This window comes from Caenimonas koreensis DSM 17982 (genome assembly GCF_009646335.1).
Lineage (GTDB): Bacteria > Pseudomonadota > Gammaproteobacteria > Burkholderiales > Burkholderiaceae_C > Ramlibacter > Ramlibacter koreensis.
The window spans coordinates 111,771-133,730 of the sequence record NZ_WJBU01000015.1 but is presented as its reverse complement, the minus strand read 5'-3'; the positions used below and the strand labels follow the sequence as shown (position 1 = coordinate 133,730).

The 21,960-nt window shown below is 62.9% G+C and carries 24 protein-coding genes; 7 read left to right on the top strand and 17 right to left on the bottom strand.

Annotated elements, in window-relative coordinates:
- From GHT07_RS16045 to GHT07_RS16005, 9 genes are all read right to left on the bottom strand, one after another.
- Positions 1-114 (bottom strand): GTP-binding protein (locus GHT07_RS16045; RefSeq protein ID WP_228488388.1); only part of this gene is annotated, 114 nt, incomplete at its 3' end.
- A gap of 117 nt (positions 115-231) precedes the next feature.
- Complete coding sequence (fusA, locus tag GHT07_RS16040; RefSeq protein ID WP_153586109.1) at positions 232-2,334, bottom strand: elongation factor G; 2,103 nt, start codon at positions 2,332-2,334, stop codon at positions 232-234.
- 70 nt (positions 2,335-2,404) lie between these two features.
- A complete protein-coding gene (gene rpsG / locus GHT07_RS16035; protein ID WP_153586108.1) occupies positions 2,405-2,878 on the bottom strand; it encodes a 30S ribosomal protein S7 in 474 nt (157 codons plus the stop codon).
- A 164-nt stretch (positions 2,879-3,042) separates the two neighbouring features.
- The gene (rpsL, locus tag GHT07_RS16030; RefSeq protein WP_048438439.1) at positions 3,043-3,420 is read right to left on the bottom strand and encodes a 30S ribosomal protein S12; all 378 of its coding nucleotides are present in this window, start codon (positions 3,418-3,420) and stop codon (positions 3,043-3,045) included.
- A gap of 156 nt (positions 3,421-3,576) precedes the next feature.
- Positions 3,577-4,740, bottom strand: a complete 1,164-nt coding sequence (locus tag GHT07_RS16025) for a D-alanyl-D-alanine carboxypeptidase family protein (protein WP_153586107.1) — start codon at positions 4,738-4,740, stop codon at positions 3,577-3,579.
- A 15-nt stretch (positions 4,741-4,755) separates the two neighbouring features.
- Positions 4,756-5,382 carry an alpha/beta hydrolase gene (locus tag GHT07_RS16020; RefSeq protein WP_153586106.1) on the bottom strand — a complete coding sequence of 209 codons (627 nt, stop codon included), beginning with the start codon at positions 5,380-5,382 and terminating at the stop codon, positions 4,756-4,758.
- 5 nt (positions 5,383-5,387) lie between these two features.
- Positions 5,388-5,738 (bottom strand): (2Fe-2S) ferredoxin domain-containing protein, encoded by a 351-nt coding sequence (locus GHT07_RS16015; RefSeq protein WP_153586105.1) that lies wholly within the window; start codon positions 5,736-5,738, stop codon positions 5,388-5,390.
- Complete coding sequence (locus GHT07_RS16010) at positions 5,735-6,862, bottom strand: VanZ family protein (protein ID WP_153586104.1); 1,128 nt, start codon at positions 6,860-6,862, stop codon at positions 5,735-5,737. Before GHT07_RS16010 ends, GHT07_RS16015 begins: the two co-directional genes overlap by 4 nt.
- On the bottom strand, positions 6,862-7,284 hold the full coding sequence (locus tag GHT07_RS16005; protein ID WP_153586103.1) for a CopD family protein: 423 nt from the start codon (positions 7,282-7,284) through the stop codon (positions 6,862-6,864). The genes GHT07_RS16010 and GHT07_RS16005 overlap by 1 nt, the downstream gene beginning before the upstream one ends.
- A gap of 241 nt (positions 7,285-7,525) precedes the next feature.
- On the opposite strand from GHT07_RS16005, the gene hemB reads away from it, so the two are divergent.
- Positions 7,526-8,527, top strand: a complete 1,002-nt coding sequence (gene hemB / locus GHT07_RS16000) for a porphobilinogen synthase (RefSeq protein ID WP_153586102.1) — start codon at positions 7,526-7,528, stop codon at positions 8,525-8,527.
- A gap of 17 nt (positions 8,528-8,544) precedes the next feature.
- On the top strand, positions 8,545-9,642 hold the full coding sequence (locus GHT07_RS15995) for a magnesium transporter CorA family protein (RefSeq protein WP_153586101.1): 1,098 nt from the start codon (positions 8,545-8,547) through the stop codon (positions 9,640-9,642).
- Positions 9,643-9,675: 33 nt separating this feature from the next.
- On the opposite strand, the gene GHT07_RS15990 is transcribed toward GHT07_RS15995, so the two are convergent.
- Genes GHT07_RS15990 through GHT07_RS15980 form a run of 3 tightly spaced genes read right to left on the bottom strand, consistent with a single transcriptional unit; the run spans position 9,676 to position 11,881 of the window.
- Positions 9,676-10,329, bottom strand: a complete 654-nt coding sequence (locus GHT07_RS15990; protein ID WP_153586100.1) for a glutathione S-transferase family protein — start codon at positions 10,327-10,329, stop codon at positions 9,676-9,678.
- Positions 10,326-11,198 (bottom strand): amidohydrolase family protein, encoded by an 873-nt coding sequence (locus GHT07_RS15985; protein WP_153586099.1) that lies wholly within the window; start codon positions 11,196-11,198, stop codon positions 10,326-10,328. The genes GHT07_RS15990 and GHT07_RS15985 overlap by 4 nt, the downstream gene beginning before the upstream one ends.
- Positions 11,198-11,881 carry a dienelactone hydrolase family protein gene (locus tag GHT07_RS15980; protein ID WP_153586098.1) on the bottom strand — a complete coding sequence of 228 codons (684 nt, stop codon included), beginning with the start codon at positions 11,879-11,881 and terminating at the stop codon, positions 11,198-11,200. The genes GHT07_RS15985 and GHT07_RS15980 overlap by 1 nt, the downstream gene beginning before the upstream one ends.
- 137 nt (positions 11,882-12,018) lie before the next feature.
- Between GHT07_RS15980 and GHT07_RS15975 the strand changes: the two genes are divergently transcribed.
- Together GHT07_RS15975 and GHT07_RS15970 are read left to right on the top strand one after the other, a co-directional pair.
- Positions 12,019-12,765: an SDR family oxidoreductase gene (locus GHT07_RS15975; RefSeq protein ID WP_323740972.1), complete on the top strand. Its 747-nt coding sequence runs from the start codon at positions 12,019-12,021 to the stop codon at positions 12,763-12,765.
- On the top strand, positions 12,765-13,403 hold the full coding sequence (locus tag GHT07_RS15970) for a MarC family protein (protein ID WP_153586097.1): 639 nt from the start codon (positions 12,765-12,767) through the stop codon (positions 13,401-13,403). Before GHT07_RS15975 ends, GHT07_RS15970 begins: the two co-directional genes overlap by 1 nt.
- Here the strand turns inward: GHT07_RS15970 and GHT07_RS15965 are convergent.
- Genes GHT07_RS15965 through GHT07_RS15945 form a run of 5 tightly spaced genes read right to left on the bottom strand, consistent with a single transcriptional unit; the run spans position 13,396 to position 17,584 of the window.
- Positions 13,396-13,962 carry a Crp/Fnr family transcriptional regulator gene (locus GHT07_RS15965; RefSeq protein ID WP_153586096.1) on the bottom strand — a complete coding sequence of 189 codons (567 nt, stop codon included), beginning with the start codon at positions 13,960-13,962 and terminating at the stop codon, positions 13,396-13,398. The genes GHT07_RS15970 and GHT07_RS15965 overlap by 8 nt on opposite strands.
- Before the next feature lie 27 nt (positions 13,963-13,989).
- A complete protein-coding gene (locus tag GHT07_RS15960; protein WP_153586095.1) occupies positions 13,990-14,652 on the bottom strand; it encodes an ABC-type transport auxiliary lipoprotein family protein in 663 nt (220 codons plus the stop codon).
- 5 nt (positions 14,653-14,657) lie between these two features.
- Positions 14,658-15,614, bottom strand: coding sequence for an MlaD family protein (locus GHT07_RS15955; RefSeq protein WP_153586094.1), 957 nt, complete (start codon positions 15,612-15,614; stop codon positions 14,658-14,660).
- A gap of 12 nt (positions 15,615-15,626) precedes the next feature.
- Positions 15,627-16,448 (bottom strand): ABC transporter ATP-binding protein, encoded by an 822-nt coding sequence (locus GHT07_RS15950; protein WP_194792962.1) that lies wholly within the window; start codon positions 16,446-16,448, stop codon positions 15,627-15,629.
- The gene (locus GHT07_RS15945) at positions 16,448-17,584 is read right to left on the bottom strand and encodes an MlaE family ABC transporter permease (protein ID WP_153586093.1); all 1,137 of its coding nucleotides are present in this window, start codon (positions 17,582-17,584) and stop codon (positions 16,448-16,450) included. Before GHT07_RS15945 ends, GHT07_RS15950 begins: the two co-directional genes overlap by 1 nt.
- Positions 17,585-17,727: 143 nt before the next feature.
- Between GHT07_RS15945 and GHT07_RS15940 the strand changes: the two genes are divergently transcribed.
- The 3 genes from GHT07_RS15940 to GHT07_RS15930 are packed head-to-tail and all read left to right on the top strand — an operon-like array spanning position 17,728 to position 21,878.
- Complete coding sequence (locus tag GHT07_RS15940; RefSeq protein WP_153586092.1) at positions 17,728-18,510, top strand: enoyl-CoA hydratase/isomerase family protein; 783 nt, start codon at positions 17,728-17,730, stop codon at positions 18,508-18,510.
- Position 18,511: 1 nt separating this feature from the next.
- Complete coding sequence (locus GHT07_RS15935) at positions 18,512-20,326, top strand: acyclic terpene utilization AtuA family protein (RefSeq protein ID WP_153586091.1); 1,815 nt, start codon at positions 18,512-18,514, stop codon at positions 20,324-20,326.
- 10 nt (positions 20,327-20,336) lie between these two features.
- Positions 20,337-21,878 carry a CoA-acylating methylmalonate-semialdehyde dehydrogenase gene (locus GHT07_RS15930; RefSeq protein ID WP_153586090.1) on the top strand — a complete coding sequence of 514 codons (1,542 nt, stop codon included), beginning with the start codon at positions 20,337-20,339 and terminating at the stop codon, positions 21,876-21,878.
- The last annotated feature ends 82 nt before the right edge of the window (positions 21,879-21,960 follow it).

Genomic DNA, 21,960 nt, shown 5'->3' with positions numbered 1-21,960 from the left:
CGACGCCAAAATCGTCGTGATCGCCGCCGTCAGCGTCGTCTTGCCATGGTCCACGTGACCAATCGTGCCCACGTTCACGTGGGGCTTGGTCCGCTCAAACTTGCCTTTTGCCATTTTTCGAATCTCCAAAGAGCATGCCCGTGTGAGGTTTTACGTCTGCATCACATCGCTGATCCCACCGCACGGGCACGGCAGGGCGTGTGATCGCAGACGAATTCGTTTTGTTGCTTCTTACTTCGCTCGCGCAGCGACGATCGTCTCTGCAACGTTGCGCGGAGCCTCGCTGTAGTGCTTGAACTCCATCGTGTACGTGGCTCGACCTTGCGACATCGAACGAAGCGTCGTCGAGTAGCCGAACATTTCGGACAGGGGCACTTCGGCTTTGATTGCCTTGCCGCCGCCAACCATGTCTTCCATGCCCTGCACCATGCCGCGACGGGACGACAGGTCGCCCATGACGTTGCCGGCGTAGTCTTCAGGCGTCTCGACTTCGACAGACATCATCGGCTCCAGGATCACAGGGCTGGCCTTGCGGCAGCCTTCCTTGAAACCAAAGATGGCGGCCATCTTGAACGCCAGCTCATTCGAGTCCACGTCGTGATACGAGCCGAAGTGCAGTGTGACTTTGACATCAACTACCGGGTAGCCCGCCAGCACACCCTGCGTCACGGCTTCGTTGATGCCCTTCTCGACCGCAGGAATAAACTCGCGCGGCACAACGCCGCCCTTGATCGCATCGACGAATTCGATGCCCTTGCCAGGCTCGTTCGGCTCGATCTTGAGCACCACGTGGCCGTACTGGCCCTTGCCGCCGGATTGGCGCACAAACTTGCCTTCCGCATCCTCAATCGTCTTGCGGATCGTTTCGCGATAGGCCACCTGGGGCTTGCCGACGTTGGCTTCAACGCCGAACTCACGCTTCATGCGATCGACAATGATTTCCAGATGCAGCTCGCCCATGCCGGCGATGATGGTTTGACCGGATTCTTCGTCGGTCCGCACGCGGAACGAAGGGTCTTCCTGGGCGAGGCGGTTGAGGGCAATGCCCATCTTTTCCTGATCGGCCTTGGTCTTCGGCTCGACGGCCTGCGCAATCACGGGCTCAGGGAACACCATGCGCTCAAGCATCACAATAGAAGACGGATCGCACAGCGTTTCGCCGGTTGTCACGTCTTTCAATCCGACGCATGCCGCAATGTCGCCCGCGCGGATTTCGTCCACTTCCAGGCGGTTGTTCGCGTGCATTTGGACGATTCGGCCGATGCGCTCTTTCTTCCCACGAATCGGGTTGTACACGCTGTCGCCCTTAGTGAGCACGCCAGAGTACACACGCACGAACGTGAGCTGACCGACGAACGGATCCGTCATCAACTTGAATGCCAGCGCAGAGAACTTCTCGCCATCGTCGGCGCGTCGGGTAACCGGATTCTCCTCGTCGTCCATCCCCTTGACTGGCGGGATGTCCACCGGGGAAGGCATGAGTTCAATCACGGCGTCCAGCATGCGCTGAACACCCTTGTTCTTAAAGGCCGTGCCACAAAGCATCGGCTGAATCTCACTGGCGATAGTACGCGTGCGCAGGCCGAGCGTGATCTCCTCTTCGGACAGATCACCCTCTTCAAGGTACTTGTTCATCAAGTCTTCGTTGGCCTCTGCAGCCGCCTCGACCATCTTCTCGCGCCATTCTTTGGCCTGCTCAAGGAGTTCGGCAGGAATGTCTGCGTAGTTGAACTTCATGCCCTGGGACGCCTCGTCCCAGTAGATGGCCTTCATCTTGCGCAGATCGACGACACCGGCGAATTTTTCTTCAGCACCGATCGGGATCACGATGGGCACCGGGTTTGCCTTCAGGCGGGCCCGCATCTGATCGTAGACCTTGAAGAAGTTGGCACCCGTACGGTCCATCTTGTTCACAAATGCAAGGCGAGGCACCTTGTACTTGTTGGCCTGGCGCCAAACAGTTTCCGACTGAGGCTGCACGCCACCCACTGCGCAGTACACCATGCACGCGCCGTCCAGCACGCGCATGGAGCGCTCGACCTCAATCGTGAAGTCCACGTGGCCGGGGGTATCAATAATGTTGATGCGGTGCTCAGGGAAGGACAGGTCCATGCCCTTCCAGAAGCAGGTCGTAGCAGCCGAGGTGATCGTGATGCCACGCTCTTGCTCCTGCTCCATCCAGTCCATCGTCGCCGCGCCATCATGCACTTCGCCGATTTTGTGATTCACACCGGTGTAAAACAGGATGCGCTCGGTCGTCGTTGTCTTGCCGGCGTCAATGTGGGCGGAGATACCGATATTGCGGTAGCGCTCGATGGGCGTTTTGCGGGCCATGATGCTCTTTCGTTAAATGGGACAGGCCCGCTCTTGGCGGGCCCGCACCTCAGGGATATGGGGTCGGTTCTTAGAAGCGGAAGTGGCTAAAGGCTTTATTCGCCTCAGCCATACGGTGCACTTCGTCACGCTTCTTCATTGCGCCGCCACGGCCTTCCGTGGCTTCCATCAGTTCGTTGGCCAGACGCAGGGCCATCGACTTCTCGCCACGCTTCTTGGCAGCCTCTTTCAGCCAGCGCATGGACAGCGCCAAGCGCCGGACAGGGCGCACTTCAACGGGAACCTGATAGTTCGCGCCACCGACGCGGCGGGACTTCACCTCAACCATGGGCTTGACATTGTTGATCGCCATGGTGAAGGCTTCAACCGGGTCCTTGCCCGGATTCTTCTTTTCGATTTGCTCGAGGGCACCGTAAACGATGCGCTCGGCGATTGCCTTCTTGCCGCCTTGCATGATGACGTTCATGAATTTGGCAAGCTCGACATTGCCGTACTTGGGATCCGGCAGGATTTCACGCTTAGGGACTTCGCGACGACGTGGCATTTTTCACCTCAATAAATTGCTTCAGCTGGCTGCCGGACTACCGGCGCCGTGGAAGGCCAACAGGCTTTCCGCTTACTCGACCCACGCGGCGAATTCCGCGCTTCGGGTCACTACGCTGACTCAGCCTGCCAGGCTGGGCAGCACCGACAAACACACAGACTCTCTTAGGCCTTCTTCGGGCGCTTGGCGCCGTACTTGGAGCGGGACTGCTTGCGATCTTTCACGCCCTGCAGATCCAGCGAACCGCGCACGATGTGATAGCGCACACCCGGCAAGTCCTTGACGCGACCACCACGCACGAGCACAACCGAGTGCTCTTGCAGATTGTGGCCCTCACCGCCAATGTAGGAAATGACTTCGAAGCCGTTGGTCAGGCGGACCTTGGCAACTTTACGAAGCGCCGAGTTCGGCTTTTTTGGCGTCGTGGTGTACACCCGCGTGCACACGCCGCGGCGCTGCGGGCTGTTCTGCATCGCGGGGCTTTTGGAGTTGGTCTTCTCGACCTCCCGCCCGTGACGCACGAGTTGATTGATGGTTGGCATTAACGTCCCTAAACGTTTCGAAAACTGGATACCGCGGATGCGGATACTGAATACCGCACCTGCGGATAGCGAATTTCCCCGCCCCAAATTGCGGGAAAGCCTTCAAGTATATCCCGGCGCAGCAAAACGCTCAAGGTCAGAACCAAAATCCGGTCATTACTTGATCCATAGCCGCACGGTGTCCCACGATCGGCTGAGCCAGCCCGCCTGCTCGACTGGCTCCAAAACAAAGAGCGGAAGATCGACAAGCGGCTGGTCAGCCACCGTGATCTTGAGCGTCCCGACCTGTTGCCCGGCAGCGAGCGGAGCAAGCAGAGGATCCGCCCGTGCCACTTGAGTCTTCACCTTGGGACCCGCGCCAGCGGGGACCGCAACGACAACCGGCTGCGTGCGCCCCAGCTTGGCGGTCTTCAGGGCACCCTTCCACACTTGCGGCGTCACGATGGCCTGGTTTGCATCAAACAGCTTGACTGAGTCATAGGCGGTATAGCCCCAATTGAGAAGCTTTTGCGCCTCATTGGCTCTGGCGTTTTCGCTCGTAGCACCGAGCACGATGGCCAGCAGGCGGCGCTGTCCGACATTGGGTACGTCGCGCTTGGCCGTGGCGATCAGGCAATAACCTGCAGCGTCTGTATGACCGGTCTTGAGGCCATCAACCGTCGGGTCGCGAAACAACAGCAGATTGCGATTGGTATCGTTGGAAGTGGGCGTACCTTCATAGCGATATTTTTTGATCGAGTAGTACGAAAGGTACTCCGGGAAGTCCTGCATGATCCGAGTGGACAGGATGCTCAGATCCCGGGCCGTGGTGGTATGTCCCGCAACAGTCAGGCCTTCCGGATTCTTGTAAGTGGTGTTTTTCATGCCAAGCGCCTTGGCCTGCTGGTTCATCAACTCGACAAACCGCTCTACGGTCCCGCCAACGCCTTCAGCGAGCGCAATGGTCGCATCGTTACCCGACTGCACGATCATTCCTTTGATCAGGTCGTCGACGGGCACCTTCATGGCCGGGTCGATGAACATCCGCGAGCCCTCCATCTTCCAGGCACGAACGCTCACCGGCAGGGCCTGCTTCAAGTCGATCTTTTTGGCTCGCAGTGCATCGAACACGATGTACTGCGTCATGAGCTTTGTGAGCGAGGCAGGCTCGACTGGCGTATCAATGTCGCGAGCACCCAGCACCTGGTTGGCCGTGACGTCGACCAGCATAAAGCTTCGGGCTGCGATTTCAGGGGGTTGAGGAGCCTGCGCGAATGCAGCGGGGAGCCAAACAAAAAGCGCAACAAGTGGCGCGGCGCAAGTCCGAAAAAACGTATTCATGGAAAGGGAAGTGAGTCAGGAACGCAGGTGGCGCACCACCATGCTTTTGAGAAGGGGCAATTGTCCGTGAAAGAAGTGTCCGCCTCCGGGCACCACGGTAACGGGAAGTGACTGCGGACGCGCCCAGTCAAGCGCGGCCGTCAGGGGAACGGTGTCGTCTTGCTCGCCGTGAATGACAAGCGTGGCGTCATGCAGTTCGACTGGAACCGGGGCCACTGGAAAATTGGCCGCGGCCGTCCCCACCAGCACCACTTTTTCGGCCGGACGCTCTGGCCAGAGGCTCGCAACAGATCCGGCCGCGACAAAAGAGCCGAACGAAAACCCTGCGATCGCCAGCGGACCGGACTCAGCCTGACTTGCCACAACAGCAAGCATGTCCAGCAGCTCACCGTCGCCGTTGTCATGCACGCCTTCGGAGGCGCCCACGCCGCGGAAGTTAAAGCGGACGGCCGACCAGCCTTGCTGGACAAACGCCCGGGCCAGCGTCTGCACCACTTTGTTGTCCATGGTGCCTGCAAACAGTGGATGCGGATGGGCGATCACCGCAGTGCCGCGAGCCACCGCATCGAGAGGTTCGTCGCGCAGGACTTCAATCACGCCCGCGGGGCCGGCGATCTGAAACCGTCGAGTCTTGAGGTTCATGGCCCTCAACGCCCGAGGTGAGCCGGAGTGATCAGTCGCTCGACAACAACGCCATGCTTGAGATGGGACTCGACGATTTCCTCAACATCCGCTTGATCGACATACGTGTACCAGACCGCTTCAGGATAGACGACGCAAACCGGGCCACCGGCACATCGATCAAGACATCCGGCCTTGTTCACACGCACCTGCCCGGGCCCGGCCAAGCCCTGCGTTTTCACGAGGCGCTTGCAGTGATCGAACGCCTCCTGGGCTTGGTGCTGTGCACAGCTGGCTTCCCCCGTGTCGCGATGGTTGAGGCAAAAGAAGATGTGTCGTTCGTAGTACGAGCCGCGTTGTCCGGGGGTATCTGTCATTGCGGCATTTTATTGGGTGGCTCTCGACCCGAGACGCGCAGCAGAACGTAAACCAGCGCAGCGTAAGGCCACAGCCAGCCTAGCCATTGCGCAAGCCCATTGAATCGGATGAAACGCCCCTGCTCCCAAGTTTGTAGCGTGTTCGTGAAGTAAGCGCTGGCTGGCGCCTGGTTGAGCAGAACCAGATGCAGCACAAGCACCAACAGAACGAGCGCGGCGCAGCCGCGGCGGGGCACGGGCAGTAACGCCATCGAGACGATAAATCCCGCGGACAGGCCGAGCTGCACCGGGAGACTGAGCCATGCCCATGCATGCGCCGGCCCCCAGCTAAGCGCTGCTGACAGCGCAGTGGCGGCAAAGCCCACGGCCACGACAATCACGCAAAACGCAGCTCGACGAGGAGCCGACCTCAGCACCGAATACCCCAACAGGCACGGAACGAGCAGTCCGAATGCCACGCATAGCAGCTCGGCGCCCGGCACCAGTGGCTGCAGCTCGACATCCCTGACAGGAAGCCACTCAAGAAAGGGCGTGTCAGCGAGCCAATCGGCCAGTGCGCCTTCGAGGCGCTCATACACCTGCCCCAATCCGAACGGAACCGCCGCCGGAAACAGCAGCGCAAACGGCCAGAGTGCGAGCAAGGCCATCGCCCCACGCGCGTCGTCGACAAACCAGCGACCTCGAACACGCGCCCAACGATCGATCGCCCCAGCCCTTTCGAGCACCGTTGAAACAGACGCTCCAACCAGCGCACCGATCGTGTTCAACGCGAAATCCACATTCGAAGGAACGCGTGAAGGCAGGTAGGTCTGCAGCGACTCCATCAGGAACGAGAGCGCCGCTGCCAGGGAAACGGCAACGGCCATGGCGGACGCATTACCCGTGGCAGCAGCTCGCAGCTGGCTGCGCCGGGCGAAACTCAATGCAAGCAGAAATCCCATCGGGATGTAGCCGACCACATTGGCGGCCAGATCGAAGCCCGTCCAGTACTTCGGCCACGGGCTCCAGATGAACTCCCAAGGAGCGATGCCTTGGTCACGCCACCCGGTGAACGGGTACAGGCTGGCATAGACGATCAACGCCACATACGCTTGGGAGAGCGGCCAGGCGGAGGTCTTGTACATCAGAACGGCTTGACCACCACCAACACGACGGCAGCGATGAGCAGCAGCACCGGCGCCTCATTGAACCACCGATACCAGACGTGGCCCCGCATCGCTGTGCCTCTTTCGATCTGTTTCAGCATGGCTGCACACGCGACGTGATAGCCGATCACAAGCAACACGACGATCAATTTGGCGTGCATCCAGCCCTGGCCGGCCCCAACGCCGTAACCCAGCCACAGCCATAGGCCCAACATGAGGGCCGGAACGGACAACACGGTCGTAAAACGCAGCAGCTTGCGAGCCATCAGCAGCAGACGCGAACGCTCGGCCACCGATTCGGCCGGCACCATGGCCAGATTGACGAATATCCGCGGCAGGTAGAACAGCCCGGCGAACCAGCTGGCGACAAAGACAATGTGGAAGGACTTAACCCAGAGCATTGCGCGAGTGTAGTAGCGCCCAAAAAAAACCCCGGCTCAGAAGCCGGGGTGGGAAGCCTTTTTGCTGTCACACATTAAGGCACCCGCTCAGGGAGGAAAAGCGGGGAGCGCCGAAGCGCCCAGCCGTAATTTAACAAACCGCAAGTATGGTTTCAAGCAAATGGTCGGGAATAGGTCAGAAGAAAGTGTCGCATCGAGACGAATGGCTGCGCGTGTGGCCGGATAGCGCACAATTTCCGTCATGACACTCCATGCACCATTTCCCCATGGCCGGCCGCGTCGCCTGAGGCGACAGGACTTCACGCGTAATCTGGTGCGCGAACACGCGCTCACAACGCATGACCTGATTTATCCGGTCTTCATTCTCGACGGCCAGGCACGCCGCGAAAGTGTTGCTTCCATGCCCGGCGTCGAACGGATGAGCATCGATGTGCTGTTCCCGGTGGCGCAAAAATGTGTCGACTACGGCATACCGGTTCTGGCGCTGTTTCCAGTGGTCGATGCGAGCCTCAAGACAGCTGACGGCCGCGAAGCCTGGAACGACGATGGCCTGGTCCCGCGCGCCGTGCGCGCCCTGAAGGAGCGGTTTCCCGGGCTCGGCATCATGACGGACGTCGCGCTCGACCCCTTCACCAGCCACGGCCAGGATGGCTTGCTGGACGACACCGGCTACATCATCAACGACGACACGGTGGAAGTCCTGGTGAAGCAGGCGCTGACGCAGGCGCGAGCAGGCGTGGACATCGTCGCCCCGAGCGACATGATGGACGGCCGCATCGGCGCCATCCGCTCGGCCTTCGAGAACGACGGCCACACCCACACGGCAATCATGGCGTACAGCGCCAAGTACGCGAGCGCGTTCTACGGGCCGTTCCGCGATGCGGTCGGCTCGGCATCAAATCTGGGCAAGAGCAACAAGAAGGTCTACCAGATGGACCCCGGCAACACCGACGAAGCGCTGCGCGAAGTCGCAATGGACATCGCTGAGGGCGCCGACATGGTCATGGTCAAGCCGGGCATGCCTTATCTCGACGTCGTCCGGCGCGTGAAGGATGAGTTCAAGGTGCCGACGTTCGCCTACCAGGTCAGTGGCGAGTACGCGATGCTCAAGGCTGCCGCACAAAATGGGTGGCTCGACCACGACGCCGTGATGATGGAAAGCCTGCTGGCATTCAAGCGCGCAGGCGCCGACGGCATCTTGACTTACTTCGCGCTCGACGCGGCCAGGCTGTTGCGCGGCTGACAGTACGACGCCGGCCAATGCAGATCATCGAGTTCACACCGGGCACGCTGCGCTTTCTGGAGCGCCTGCCCGACGCGGCGCCCGCCAACGGCTTCATCTGGATATTCGTCGACCGCGAGTCCCTGGTAGAGCAGGCTGCTTCTGTGCAGACGGCAGCGCAAACGCTGGGCGGCTCGCCCGTTCTCGACCTGCACCTGAAGGATCTGGGCAACGGTGACCATCCATCGCGCTACGACTACACGTCTGTCTACGACCTGATCATCTTCCGGCGCCTGGCCACCGACGCCGAAACCGGCGACGCGTCCGATACGGCAGCGCCCGCCAACTCTGCGCTGGCGGCCTTCCAGCGGATCGCCACCCGCGCCGTCGGATTTGTCGTCTTCGACCGGTTGCTCATCACCGTACATCCGGCCGGATGCTATTCGGCGAAAACCTTCGTTCAGCGATATCTCCAGGATGCCATCCACACCGAGGGCCTCAGTGCGGCGGCGCGCAGCCGCCTGCCCTCGAGTCCAGCCGATCTGATGCTGCGCATGCTCAACCTGATCGTCGACAGCTATCTTGAACTGCGCACAGGCCTGTCCACAGAGCTTGACCGCTGGCAGCACGAGTTGCTGGCGCCCCGCTCTCGCGAGGCGAACTGGAGCGCGCTGATGGCCGCACGCCTGGCGCTGCACAAACTGGAGGATCTGTGCGAAGGCCAGAACGACGCAATGATGGAGTGGCTCGATGCGCAACGAGAGCAACCTGCGCCCTGGATGGCCCAGGCTGAACAAGACACCCTGCTTGCCCGCGCGCGTGACGTGGTCGAGCACATCCAGCGCGTGCTGCACCATGTGCATCGGATGGAGCAAGGCGCGGAAACCGCAGTGCAGATCCACTTCTCGGTGCTGGGGCATCGCACCAATGAAATCATGCGCGTGCTCACGGCCTTGACCGCCGTTTTCCTGCCCCTTAATTTCATCACCGGCTTTTTCGGCATGAACTTCGAGTTCCTGCCGCTCATTCACTCGCCGCCCGCCATGTGGATGACATTTGTGCTGATGGCCGGCATCGGTATCGGCGTGATGCTCGCCTTCTGGCGCATGCGCTACATCTCACGCGTCAAGCGATAGCGCCGGCAGGGGCGCACCAGACGCGAGCCGGACTCACACCAGCGGCGGCGCCAGTTCCTCATGGGCAATCACACGCTGCAATGCAGGTCTTGCGAGCATGCGCTGGAGATACGGCCCCAGAAGCGGCCTGCTGCGCGCTGGCGCCTGCATGCTGAAGTTGCGAGTCCAGCGGCAGAGCGTGAACACATAGGCATCGAGCGCCGTGTATTTCGCGCCCATGAACCATGGGCCGCCCGTTCGAGCCAGTTCAGCATCGAGCTGCTCCAGCAGCGCCGCCACCCGCATCTCCGCCTGCGCCTTCACCTCAGCACTACCTTGCTCATTGCCTTCGTTGACCCAGCGCTCGGGATAAAAATAGACAATCAGCGTGGTCTGCAGCGTGCTGGTCAGCCACACGAGCCACTTGTAGAAGTGGGCGCGTTCAGCAGTGCGCAGCGCAGGTGCAAGGAAGGCCCCGGGGTGCATGTCGCACAGGTGGAGCACGATGGCCGCTGTCTCATAGAGGACGAGATTGCCATCGGTCAACACGGGCAGCAGCCCGTTGGGATTGAGGCCCAGAAAATCGGGATGCTTGTGTGCACCGGCCGCGCGGTCCACGAGCACGCGCTCGTAGGGCTCGCCAATCTCTTCCAGCACGATGTGCGGAATCATCGCTGCTGTTGCCGGATAGAAGTACAACCTGATCATTTGACCCCGTACAGGCTCGCCGCGTTATCCCAGCCGATTTTTCGCGCCACGTCTGGCGGCAACTCACCCAGCCAGGTGCGATAGCCCTTCATCAGCTCGTCGTAATACTGCCAGCGCTGATTGACCCATGTATCCGAGCCGATCATGAAGCGTCCGGGATACTTCAGCAGCAACGCGCGCCACTCGGGGCACAACTGGCCGTTGTCACACGTCAGCCCCGGGCGATACGACAACTCGCCCATCAACTGCGGGTACTTCGCCAGCAGCTGCTCGACCCGCGTCACCGGTGCACCGCCAATGCCCGTGTGCGCCCACACCAGCCGCGTGCGCTGGCCCTTGCTGGGCGTGTTCGCCATGAGCAAGTCGATGGCCACATCGTCCACGTGCGCCAGCACCACCAGGCCGCGCTCCTCGGCGAGCGCCATCAACTTCTTCGCGACGGGGCCATTGGCATTTGCGCTGTCGTACAGATGGAACTCGCCAATACCCTTGAACGGCCCCGCGTCTGTCCCACGCGCCAGCTCGGCCTGGACCATCTCGTAGATCGTGTCGTCGCGAAACCAGTTGTCGTAGTCGGCCCGGTTGCGGTACAGCCGCACGAAAGGCACGACCGTCACACCGGCCTGCTTTGTTTGCGGCGAAGCAGCGAGCGCCTTCGTACCGTCGTTGGGCCGGGAATTGGCTGCGATGGCCTTCACGCCGTTGCGCTGCATGCGCGCGAGCACGTCGGCCAGCGGATGCGGCGACTGCGCCTCTTCGTTGTAGTGCAGGTGGCCATCGAACAAAGGGCCGCTGTAGTCGGCAGCGCGCGCCGCACCGCACAGCGCGACGGCGGCTGCCAGCCCTGCAATGATGGTCGTGCCGCGCATCACGCGAGGTGCTTGGCAAAAAAAGCAAGCGTGCGTTCACGCGCGAGGTTGGCAGCAGGCGCGTCATACGAGCCGCGCTGGTCGCAATTGAAGCCGTGGTTGGCGGCGTAGATATGCACTTCAACCTCCGGGTGCGCCCTCTTGAAAGCTTCGACGCCATCAAGCGGAATCCAGTGATCCTTGTCGCCGAAATGCGCGAGCACCGGCACCTTCGGCTGGCGCGCCACCTCACCGGGCGTCGTGACGCCGCCGCCGTAGTAGGACGAAGCGGCGGACAGCCCGTCGAGCATGCACGCGGCGCGCCAGGTCAGCAGGCCGCCCCAGCAATAGCCGACGATCCCCACCTTGCCCGCAGCTGCTACATGACCAATCGCCGCCTGGATGTCCTGCATGACGCCTGGCGCCGGCAGCGCTTCAACGGCCGCCTTCAACGCCGAGCCGGCCGTCATGTCCTGAGCCTCGTAGCCCAGTTCGACGCCAGGTTTGACACGGTGAAACGTCGCCGGTGCTATCGCCAGATAGCCCTGCCCGGCATAGCCATCGGCCACAGAGCGAATGTGCGAGTTGACGCCGAAGATTTCCTGCAGAACCACGACAGCACCCCGGGCCTTGCCAGCAGGCTGCGCAAGGTAAGCGGGCACAACCATGCCGTCGGCGGCCTTGAGTTCGATGAGAGATCCCATTTCGCGTTGCTCCTGATGAATTGGCGTGCAAGTGTGCCGCTGATGATTTCGCTGCTGGCGCGGCGCGTCAAGGTACCGCCTATGACGCCGGCGTGCCGAGTTTGCTGTAATGTCCCCGCAGCCAGAAGGAGAACGCAGTGGATCAAGTGCTATTGGTGACAGGCGCGAGCCGGGGCATCGGCGCGGCAACAGCCTTGCTCGCCGCTGAAAAGGGCTACGCCGTCGCGGTGAACTACGCCACCAATCGCCACGCCGCGGATGAGGTCGTCGCGAGCATCCGCGCCATCGGCGGCAGGGCGATCGCGATGCAGGGCGACGTCGCCCATGAAGACCAGGTGATGGCCCTGTTCGAACACGTCGACCGTGAACTCGGGCCCCTCACGGCGCTCGTGAACAACGCGGGCGTGGTTGACATGAAGTCGCGCGTCGATGAAATGAGCCACGAGCGCCTGCGCCGCATGTTCGACATCAACGTCATCGGCTCGATCATCTGCGCGCGCGAGGCGGTCAGGCGCATGAGCACACTGCACGGCGGCCGCGGCGGCGCCATCGTCAATGTGTCGAGTGCCGCGTCGCGCCTGGGTGCGCCCGGGCAATACGTGGACTACGCCGCAGCCAAAGGTGCCATCGATGCATTCACTGTCGGTCTCGCGAAAGAGGTCGCTGCCGAAGGCATCCGCGTGAACGCTGTGCGCCCGGGCCTGATTGAAACCGACATCCACGCTTCCGGCGGAATCCCCGACCGGGTGGCGCAACTGGCACACCAGGTGCCGATGCAGCGCGGCGGCACCGCGCTCGAGGTGGCGCAGGCCATCGTGTGGCTGCTCTCGCCAGACGCCAGCTACACCACGATGTCGCTCGTCGACGTATCCGGAGGGCGCTGATGGCCGTCGACTTCAAGCCCCTCATCACGCTGCTGGCGGTCGTCAATCCGCTGGCGATCGTGCCCTTCTTCATTCATTACACGCAGGGCTTCTCGCGCGCGCAGCGCCGGCGTACGGTGGTCGTGGCATCGTTCAGCGCATTCCTGGTGATCGCGGCGAGCGCCCTGCTGGGCCTGCAGATCCTCGACTTCTTTGGCATTTCGCTCGCGAGCTTTCAAGTCGGCGGCGGCATGCTGCTGCTTATCAGTTCGATGAACATGCTGAACGCCAAGCCGGCCGAAGCAAAGCCCTCGACCAACGAACTCGAAGACGGCGCGCAAAAAGCGGCGATGGGCGCAAGCATCGCCGTGGTGCCCCTCACCATTCCCTTGCTCACCGGCCCCGCGACGATGTCCACCGTGGTGATCTACGCCGAGAAAGCGCAGAACATCCTGCAGCTGTCGATGCTGGTGGGCTACGGCGTGGTGATCGGCCTGGCAACGGCCATCTGCTTTGCGCTCGCAGACCCGATAGCCCGCGTGCTCGGCAAAACCGGTATCAATGTGATGACGCGACTGATGGGCTTGATCCTCGCGGCGCTCGCCGTGGAAGTGATGGCGCTCGGCCTGGTGAAACTCTTCCCGGGCCTCGCTAGGTAGCTGCGTCCTGCTTGGTGAGCACTTTGACCAGCTGGCTGCTGGTGTTGCGCAGCCGTTGCGCCAGCAACTGCGTCAGCTTCACGAGCAGCTTCGCGCCCACAGCGGGCTGCAGGTTGATCAGCTGCGTGACGGCGCCACGCGAGAGCACGGCCGCCTCGACTTCGCTCAATGCCCAGCAGCTCGCGTAACGCGGCTCGCCGTCGAGCATGGACATCTCGCCGATCACGGCGCCTTCCTTGAGCACCGCCAGACGCGTCACATCGTGCGGATCCTGCGATTCAGGATCGGCGCCGATGCGGCGCTTGCCCACATCGACCGTGCCAGTGAGCAGCAACATCATCCAGTCGCTCGACTCCCCTTCGGCGATGAGCAACTGGCCCGGCCGCGCCCGAATCTTCAGCATCGTCGAGCCGAGTTGGTCGGCTTCAGCTGCCGTGAAGTCGCGCAGGAGCGCGGACACCAGCAGCAGCTCATGCTGGTCAGACAGCTTGTGGCACGCGCCAAGCATCTCCAGGCCTCGCCTGGCCATTTGCGCTTCGAGCGTGTCGGTGACTGCCATGTGAGACGCCTTGGAGATCCGGCTGGCTCAGCGCTGCTGCGCGAGCCACTTGGCGATGTCGAGCGACGCAGCGTCCGTCGCTGCCGTCATGGCCTTCACGCCGCCGCTTGCATCGGGGGTTGCCGCGGGTACACGGGCCACCACTGTTCGCTGCCCCACCAGGCGCTCCCCGCCCGCCGTGTTCTCCATCAGCGTGATGCGCAGGCGAATCAAGCCATAGCTCTGTGCAGCTGATTCAAAGAAATGCGAAAACTCCTCAAGATCCACCCGCAGCACGCGCGGCTGCACACCGGCAGCTCGTGCGAGCGCAGCGCTTTCGTTCAAGTCCAGGATGGCGCGCTCACGGCCCAACTGCTCGCGCAGGCGCTGGCGGATCAGCTGCGGCGGCGGCGCACTCCAGCGCGCCTGCGAATACGGGCGCAGCTGGTTCTCATCGGCATAGCCCAGCCGATAGTTGATCGAGTTGCTGTCCAGCGCACCGGTGGCGTCGATGTCGCCGAGCACGAGCGCTGGCTGCGTGGTCGAGGCAGTCGGCGCCCCGAAAGCGACGCCCGGGCCGAAGTCATAGACCGTGGCGCGCGTCGGCTTGTCAGGCGTCGCACAGGCCGCGAGCAACGCAACACAGGCGATCGCAACGAGTTTCGTCACAGTCTCCAACCCGCCAGCGACCGAGTTGGTGGTCTTGCTCATTTCGCTCATTTCCCGCTCCCCGGTGGCGTGAAGCCTGGCTCACCCGGCCCGGGCTCGACCGGCCCGTTGCCGTAAATCAGCGACTGTGGATTGTCGCGAATGCTGTTGGCCGCGCGGCCGAGCTGGCGCACGGCACGCGAGGTGTCTTCAGTCACGCGGTTGACGCGTGGCAGCGTCGAGGCGTTGAACGAGTCGGCCGCATGCGACAGTGACTCCGTACCTTGTGCAATACGGTCGATCGGCCCGTCTTTCTCATTCAGGCGCCGCGCGGTCTTGCCGAAGTCCGCAGCGGTCTTGCCCACTTCATCGGCAGTGCCCTGCAACGACTTCATCGTCGTGCGCGCTTCGGCGATGGCAGGGTCCACGCCCTTGGTGACCGTGTTGTCCAGCCGCCTGGCGAGCTGGCTCGCATCGCCCGCAGCGATGCCAAGGTTGTCGAGCATCACGGCGAACTTCTTCTGGTTCGGCTCGTCGAGCACCTGGTTGACGCGCGTCACGGCCTTTTCCACCTTGTCGAGGATCTCTTCGCCGCGTGACGACAGCTTCGACAGCAGGCTCGGGCGCAGCGGAATGCGCGGCGGATTGGCGTTGTCGGGCCCAAGCCGCTTGGCTGCCTTGCCGCTGTCGTCGAGTTGCACGAAGGCCAGCCCCGTCACACCTTGATAGCTCAGCTGTGCAAACGTCTCCGTGGTCACAGGCGCTTCGTGATCGACCTCAAGGCGAATGAGCACGTTGCCAACGGCCTTCGGGTCAAAGCTGATCGCCGAGACTTTGCCCACATCGACGCCGCGATAACGCACTGCCGCCTGCGACTGCAGGCCCGACACCGTCTCACGCGTGGAAATCTCGTAAGTGTCGCGCTCGCCCGTGTCGCGCGTGAGCCAGGCTGCCAGCATGACCAGCAGCGCCGTCACCGCGACAACGAAGATACCAGCTGCAAGTGCATGAGCTTTGTTTTCCATCTGTGGCCCTTTCTACACGGCAAACGGATATTCGCGCAACAGCTCCATTGCGCGCTGGCCGCGTTCGCCGAGGAAAAACTCGTGAATGAACGGATGCTGGAAGGCAATGACTTCCTTGGGCGAGTCATTGACGATGACTCTCCTGTCAGCCAGCACCGCAATGCGTGTGGACAACTCGAACAGCGTGTCCAGGTCGTGCGTGACCATGATCACCGTCAGCTGCATGTCGCGGTGCAGCGATCGCAGCAGCGTCACAAAACCGTCGGAGCTGTCGGGGTCGAGCCCAGCCGTGGGCTCGTCGAGCAATAGCAGCGGCGGGTCCATCACCAGCGCCCGCGCCAGCGCAGCCCGCTTGATCATGCCGCCCGACAGGTCGGCCGGCATTTTGTCGGCGTCGTCGGGCTTGAGCCCGACCATCTGCAGCTTGACCATCGCCGCTTCGCGAATCAGCCCGGCGGGCAGCTCCTTGAGCTCGCGCAGCGGGAACATGATGTTCTCGAGCAGGCTGAATGCCGAGAACAGCGCGCCGTGCTGGAACAGCATGCCCACGCGGCTGGCCGCACCCCGCGCGCCGAGTTGCTCCACCGGCTGGCCGAGCACGCGGATCTCGCCCTTGGACGGCTTTTCAAGGCCCAGTATCTGGCGCAGCAACACCGTTTTGCCCGTGCCCGAGCCACCGACGATGGACAGCACCTCGCCGCGCTGTACCGTGAGGTCCAGATCCTGGTGCACGGTGAACGTCCGCTCGGGCGTCGTGAACACGCTCCACAGCTTGCGGATCTCGACCATCGCTTCGCCGGTGGCGGGCAGTTCGCTGGGAACGAATTCGTCCATCAGATCCCCACGTCCTTGAACACGACCGCAAAGAGCGCATCGACCAGGATCACGACCGTGATCGACGTGACCACAGAGGCTGTGGTTCCTTCACCCAGACTCTGCGTATCGGGCTTGACGCGAAGGCCGAAGTGACAGCCGATCAGCGCGATCAAAAAGCCAAACACCACCGACTTGCTCACGGCCAGCACCAGGGTGTTGAACTGCACGGCCTGCGGCAGCGCGTTCATGAAAAACGTCGGCGTGATTCCCAGCGAAATATCTGCCGCGAACATGCCACCCGCCAACGCACACAGCGTTGTCCAAGTGCTGATGAGCGGCATGGCTATTGCCAGCGCGATGGCGCGCGGCATCACGAGCCGGAAGCTGTGCGAGATGCCCATCACGCTCATGGCGTCGAGCTCATCTGTCACGCGCATCACGCCGATCTGCGCCGTGATGGCCGAACCGGAGCGCCCGGCGATCAGGATGGCGGCGAGCATCGGGCCCAGTTCTCGAATGAGCGCAACGCCCAGGATGTTGACGATGAACGCATCGGCGCCGAACTGCTTGAGCTGCTGCGAAGTCAGGTACGCCAGCACCACGCCAATCAACGTGCCCACCAGTGCGGTAATCGGCAGCGCCGTCGCCCCAATGCGATAGAGATTGCCAGACACATCGCGCCACGGCCCCTCATGTGGCGCACGGGCGAGTTTGCCCAGGTTCAAGGCCAGCTGCCCGATGAGCGCGAGCATCGACTTCAGGTGGTCGCCCACATGGAGCAACGACTCGCCGAAGCCGAGGTAAATGCTGCGCAATGACCTCTTCTTGGGTGGCGGCGGCTGCACCGTGAACTTGGCGACTCGCTCGAGCACTGCACGCTGGTGCGCAGGCAGGTCAATGGTCTCGGGCCACTTGCGGCCCCAGTGGTCCCAAAGCAGTTGCGCGCCCACGTGGTCAAGGTGCGTGACCCCGGCCAGGTCCCAGCCCTTGGCGGCACGCGCAGCCGCGTCGAGCGCAGCCTCCAGCGACTTCACGAGGCCGGGCCGGGCGAAACTGCCGGCCGTCCAGTCGCCTGCAATGCGCACGCGCCCATCCCCTTGTGCAGGCTGCTGCTCGATGCGGGGCGTCGAATCGGCCATGGATGGAAAAGGCATGCGGGAGAAAGAGTGTGTGATCGTAACTGCACACCAGCGCGCGCAAGGTGGAATCCGCGCCGCGAGCTGCCTTCCGTGGTGCGGCGGTGACACGGTGCCCGCTGGCACGCCGGGTATAAACGAAGCACCTGCAAGGAGACGGCATGACTGAGCCTGCTGGCCTGCCCGAGCTTGGCGTCGACCGACGCGGCCCGGTGCTGTGGCTGACCATCCAGCGTGAAGAGCGCCGCAATGCGATGAGCCACGGCGTTGTGGCTGGCGTCGCGAGCGCCATCGACATGGCCCAGGCCGACCGCACCGTGCGAGCGATCGTCATCACGGGCGCGGGCACCAAGGCTTTCTGCTCGGGCGCCGATCTGCAAGCCGCGAAGGCCTTCGTTTCCGACTATTCACAGCCGTATGCACACCTGGCGCAGCTGCTGCGCCGCGCGAAGGCGAGCAACGTGCCGTTGATTGCGCGCGTGAATGGCGCGTGCATGGCTGGCGGCATGGGCCTGCTCGCGATGTGCGACATGGCCGTGGCCTCGACACACGCTGTCTTCGGCCTGCCCGAGGTGAAAGTCGGCGTGTTCCCGGCGCAGGTGCTGTCGGTGCTGCAGCACCTCATTCCCCGCCGGCGCCTGGCCGAGATGTGCATCACCGGTGAGCCCATTACATCTGCGCAAGCGCTTGACTATGGGTTGGTGAACTACGTCGACGATGACGTGGACGCCAAACTGGAATGGCTCTTGCAGCGCATGCTCGACAAATCACCGGCGGCAATCCGGCGCGGGCTGTACACCATGAAAAAGATCGAGACGATGGCGTTCGAGGAATCCGTCGCGTTCACCGAAAGCCAGATCGCGCTCTTCACGCTCACGGACGATGCGCGTGAAGGCCAGGCCGCGTTCCAGCAAAAGCGCAAGCCCGAGTGGAAGGGCGAGTGACATGAACAGCGCAAAAGCAGCGGGCAAGGTCGTGCGCATCGGCGGCGCGTCGGGCTTCTGGGGCGACAGCAGCGTAGGCGCACCGCAGCTGGTGCAGCACGGCCAGGTCAACTACCTCGTCTTTGACTACCTGGCCGAGCTGACGATGTCGATCCTGGCGGCGGCGCGCGCCAAAGATCCCGAGCTGGGCTACGCGACCGACTTCGTTTCCGTCACGCTCAAGTCGATCCTGAAAGATGTCGCCGCGCAGGGCATCCGCGTGATCAGCAATGCGGGCGGCGTGAACCCCAAGGCGTGCGCCCGGGCGATCGAAGCGCTGGCCACGCAACTGGGCGTGAGCATCAAGGTTGCAGTGGTCGTGGGCGACGACGTGCTGCCGCTCGCTGCGCAGTTGCGCGAAGAAGGCACGGTCGAGATGCAAAGCGGCACGGCCTTGCCCGAACACCTGCTCACGGCCAACGCCTATCTCGGCGCACTGCCCGTGAAAGAGGCGCTGGACGACGGCGCCCAGATCGTGGTGACGGGCCGCTGCGTTGACAGCGCCGTCACACTCGGCGCGCTGATGCACGAATTCGGCTGGCAGGCGGACGACTACGCGCTGCTCGCGCAAGGCAGCCTCGCCGGCCACATCATCGAATGCGGCTGCCAGGCCACGGGCGGCCTGCACACCGACTGGGAAGACGTGCCCGACTGGCCGCACATCGGCTACCCCGTGATCGAATGCGCGGCAGACGGCTCGTTCGTCGTCACCAAGCCGCCAGGCACCGGCGGGCTGGTGAACACCGCCGTCGTGCGCGAGCAGATTCTTTACGAGATCGGCGACCCGCAGCGCTACCTGCTGCCGGACGTGACGTGCGATTTCAGCGAAGTGCGCGTCGAGCAGGTGCCGGGCGCGCATCGCGTTCGCGTGACGGGCGCGCGCGGCCTCGCGCCCGGGCCGTCGTACAAAGTGTCAGCCACCTACCTTGACGGCTTTCGCTGCAGCGCGCAGCTCACCATCGTCGGCATCGACGCAGTGCGAAAGGCGCAGCGCACCGGCGAAGCCATTCTGGAGCGCACACGCGAACTGTTCCGCCGCGCGGGGCTGGCCGATTACAGCCGCACAAAGATCGAGTTGCTCGGCAGTGAGCTGGGCAACTTCGGGCCGCATGCCAATGGCATCGATGTGCGTGAAGTGGTGCTGCGAGTGAGCGCGATGCATCCGCAAAAGGCCGCGCTCGACATCTTCGCGCGAGAGATCGCGCCTGCTGGCACGTCGTGGTCGCCCGGCACCACCGGTGCCGATGGCAGGCCGCGGCCCTCGCCCGCCATCAAGCAGTTTGCTTTTCTTGTGTCCAAGCAGCGGGTGCAGCCACGCGTGATCACTGGCGAAAGCGCACGGTCGATTGCTGTTCCGGCCGCGGACTTGCGCGCTGTGCCTGCGCCCGAGCGGCCCGAATTCTTCGCAGGCTTTACCGCGACAGACTGGGATGACACGGGTGAACAAATTGAAGTCCCGCTCGTGCGCCTCGCGTGGGGCCGCAGCGGCGACAAGGGTGACACGTCGAACATCGGCATCATCGCGCGCCAGCCCGAGTGGTTGTCGGTGCTTCGCGAGCAATTGAGCGAAGAGCGCGTCGCGCAATGGCTGGCGCACCTGGTCACAGGTACGGTGACCCGCTATGACCTGCCCGGCCTGCATGCGATGAATTTCGTGTGCACGCGCGCCCTCGATGGCGGCGGTATGGCATCGCTGCGCAACGACCCGCTCGGCAAGGGCATGGCGCAAATCCTGTTGACGATGCCGGTGACCGTGCCGAAAGCATGGCTGGACTAGACTGACGACTATGAACGCACCTGACAAATCCCTCGCGCAAGCCGCGGCCGCTTCGATTGGCCACTGGGTCAATGGCCGCACGGTAGCAGGCCACAGTGGCCGCACCGCCGATGTATTCAACCCCGCCACGGGCGTCGTCACCGGCAAGGTCGCATTGGCGAACAGCGCTGAAGTCGATGCTGCTGTTGCCGCTGCGCAAGCCGCGTTTCCCGCTTGGGCCGACACGCCACCGATCCGCCGCGCGCGAGTCATGTTCAAGTTCCTTGAGTTGCTGAACCAGGAGCGCGACAAGCTGGCGCATGCGATCACTGCCGAACACGGCAAGGTTTTCACCGACGCACAGGGCGAGGTCACGCGCGGCATCGACATCGTCGAATTTGCCTGCGGCATTCCGCAGCTGCTCAAGGGCGACTACACCGACCAGGTATCGACCGGCATCGACAACTGGACGATGCGCCAGCCGCTCGGCGTCGTTGCGGGCATCACGCCGTTCAACTTTCCGGTGATGGTGCCGATGTGGATGTACCCGGTTGCGATTGCGGCGGGCAATTGCTTCGTGCTCAAGCCCAGCCCGCTCGACCCGTCGGCCTCGATCATGATGGCCGAGCTGCTGAAAAAAGCGGGCCTGCCCGACGGCGTATTCAACGTCGTGCAGGGCGACAAGGATGCTGTCGATGCACTGCTCGAACACCCGGATGTGAAGGCCGTGTCGTTCGTCGGCTCCACCGCGATCGCGCAGAAGATTTATGAAACCGGCGCACGTCACGGCAAGCGTGTGCAGGCGCTGGGCGGCGCAAAGAATCACATGGTCGTGATGCCTGACGCCGACATGGACCAGGCCGTCGATGCGTTGATCGGCTCGGCTTTCGGCTCTGCCGGTGAGCGTTGCATGGCGATCTCGCTCGCCGTGCTGGTGGGCGATGCAGCCGACCGCATCATGCCGATGCTGGAAGCCCGCACGAAGCAGCTGAAGATCAAGAACGGCGTCGAGCTCGACGCGGAGATGGGCCCGATCATCAGCAGCGCGGCTGCGAGCCGCATCACGGGCTATATCGGCATTGGCGCCGATGAAGGCGCGAAGCTCGTTGTTGATGGCCGCGCGTTCCAGGGCGCGAAGGCCGGTGCCGGTTGCGACAACGGCTTCTGGATCGGTGGCACGCTGTTCGACAACGTCACGCCCGAGATGAAGATCTACAAGGAAGAGATCTTTGGCCCGGTGCTGGGGTGCGTTCGCGTCAAAGACATGGCTGCTGCGCTGGAGCTGATCAACTCGCACGAGTACGGCAACGGTGTTTCATGCTTCACGCGCGACGGCAATGTGGCGCGCGAGTTCTCGCGTCAGGTGCAAGTCGGCATGGTCGGCATCAACGTGCCGATTCCGGTGCCGATGGCGTGGCACGGATTCGGCGGCTGGAAAAAGAGCCTGTTTGGCGACATGCATGCCTATGGCGAGGAAGGCGTTCGCTTCTATACAAAGCAAAAGTCGATCATGCAGCGCTGGCCCGAGAGCATCGGCAAAGGCGCTGAATTCGTCATGCCCACAGCTAAATAATGGCCCCCACGCTTTTCACTTCGTGTAATGCGCTGCCCCCCGAGGGGGCTCAGCCGCCTAGGGGCGGCCCGTCGGCGGCTGG

Excerpts from the sequence above, each read along its gene's own strand:
- fusA (WP_153586109.1), bottom strand. The coding sequence starts at position 2,334 with ATGGCCCGCAAAACGCCCATCGAGCGCTACCGCAATATCGGTATCTCC.
- rpsG (WP_153586108.1), bottom strand. The coding sequence starts at position 2,878 with ATGCCACGTCGTCGCGAAGTCCCTAAGCGTGAAATCCTGCCGGATCCC.
- rpsL (WP_048438439.1), bottom strand. The coding sequence starts at position 3,420 with ATGCCAACCATCAATCAACTCGTGCGTCACGGGCGGGAGGTCGAGAAG.
- GHT07_RS16025 (WP_153586107.1), bottom strand. The coding sequence starts at position 4,740 with ATGAATACGTTTTTTCGGACTTGCGCCGCGCCACTTGTTGCGCTTTTT.
- GHT07_RS16020 (WP_153586106.1), bottom strand. The coding sequence starts at position 5,382 with ATGAACCTCAAGACTCGACGGTTTCAGATCGCCGGCCCCGCGGGCGTG.
- GHT07_RS16015 (WP_153586105.1), bottom strand. The coding sequence starts at position 5,738 with ATGACAGATACCCCCGGACAACGCGGCTCGTACTACGAACGACACATC.
- GHT07_RS16010 (WP_153586104.1), bottom strand. The coding sequence starts at position 6,862 with ATGTACAAGACCTCCGCCTGGCCGCTCTCCCAAGCGTATGTGGCGTTG.
- GHT07_RS16005 (WP_153586103.1), bottom strand. The coding sequence starts at position 7,284 with ATGCTCTGGGTTAAGTCCTTCCACATTGTCTTTGTCGCCAGCTGGTTC.
- hemB (WP_153586102.1), top strand. The coding sequence starts at position 7,526 with ATGACACTCCATGCACCATTTCCCCATGGCCGGCCGCGTCGCCTGAGG.
- GHT07_RS15995 (WP_153586101.1), top strand. The coding sequence starts at position 8,545 with ATGCAGATCATCGAGTTCACACCGGGCACGCTGCGCTTTCTGGAGCGC.
- GHT07_RS15990 (WP_153586100.1), bottom strand. The coding sequence starts at position 10,329 with ATGATCAGGTTGTACTTCTATCCGGCAACAGCAGCGATGATTCCGCAC.
- GHT07_RS15985 (WP_153586099.1), bottom strand. The coding sequence starts at position 11,198 with ATGCGCGGCACGACCATCATTGCAGGGCTGGCAGCCGCCGTCGCGCTG.
- GHT07_RS15980 (WP_153586098.1), bottom strand. The coding sequence starts at position 11,881 with ATGGGATCTCTCATCGAACTCAAGGCCGCCGACGGCATGGTTGTGCCC.
- GHT07_RS15970 (WP_153586097.1), top strand. The coding sequence starts at position 12,765 with ATGGCCGTCGACTTCAAGCCCCTCATCACGCTGCTGGCGGTCGTCAAT.
- GHT07_RS15965 (WP_153586096.1), bottom strand. The coding sequence starts at position 13,962 with ATGGCAGTCACCGACACGCTCGAAGCGCAAATGGCCAGGCGAGGCCTG.
- GHT07_RS15960 (WP_153586095.1), bottom strand. The coding sequence starts at position 14,652 with ATGAGCAAGACCACCAACTCGGTCGCTGGCGGGTTGGAGACTGTGACG.
- GHT07_RS15955 (WP_153586094.1), bottom strand. The coding sequence starts at position 15,614 with ATGGAAAACAAAGCTCATGCACTTGCAGCTGGTATCTTCGTTGTCGCG.
- GHT07_RS15950 (WP_194792962.1), bottom strand. The coding sequence starts at position 16,448 with ATGGACGAATTCGTTCCCAGCGAACTGCCCGCCACCGGCGAAGCGATG.
- GHT07_RS15945 (WP_153586093.1), bottom strand. The coding sequence starts at position 17,584 with ATGCCTTTTCCATCCATGGCCGATTCGACGCCCCGCATCGAGCAGCAG.
- GHT07_RS15940 (WP_153586092.1), top strand. The coding sequence starts at position 17,728 with ATGACTGAGCCTGCTGGCCTGCCCGAGCTTGGCGTCGACCGACGCGGC.
- GHT07_RS15935 (WP_153586091.1), top strand. The coding sequence starts at position 18,512 with ATGAACAGCGCAAAAGCAGCGGGCAAGGTCGTGCGCATCGGCGGCGCG.
- GHT07_RS15930 (WP_153586090.1), top strand. The coding sequence starts at position 20,337 with ATGAACGCACCTGACAAATCCCTCGCGCAAGCCGCGGCCGCTTCGATT.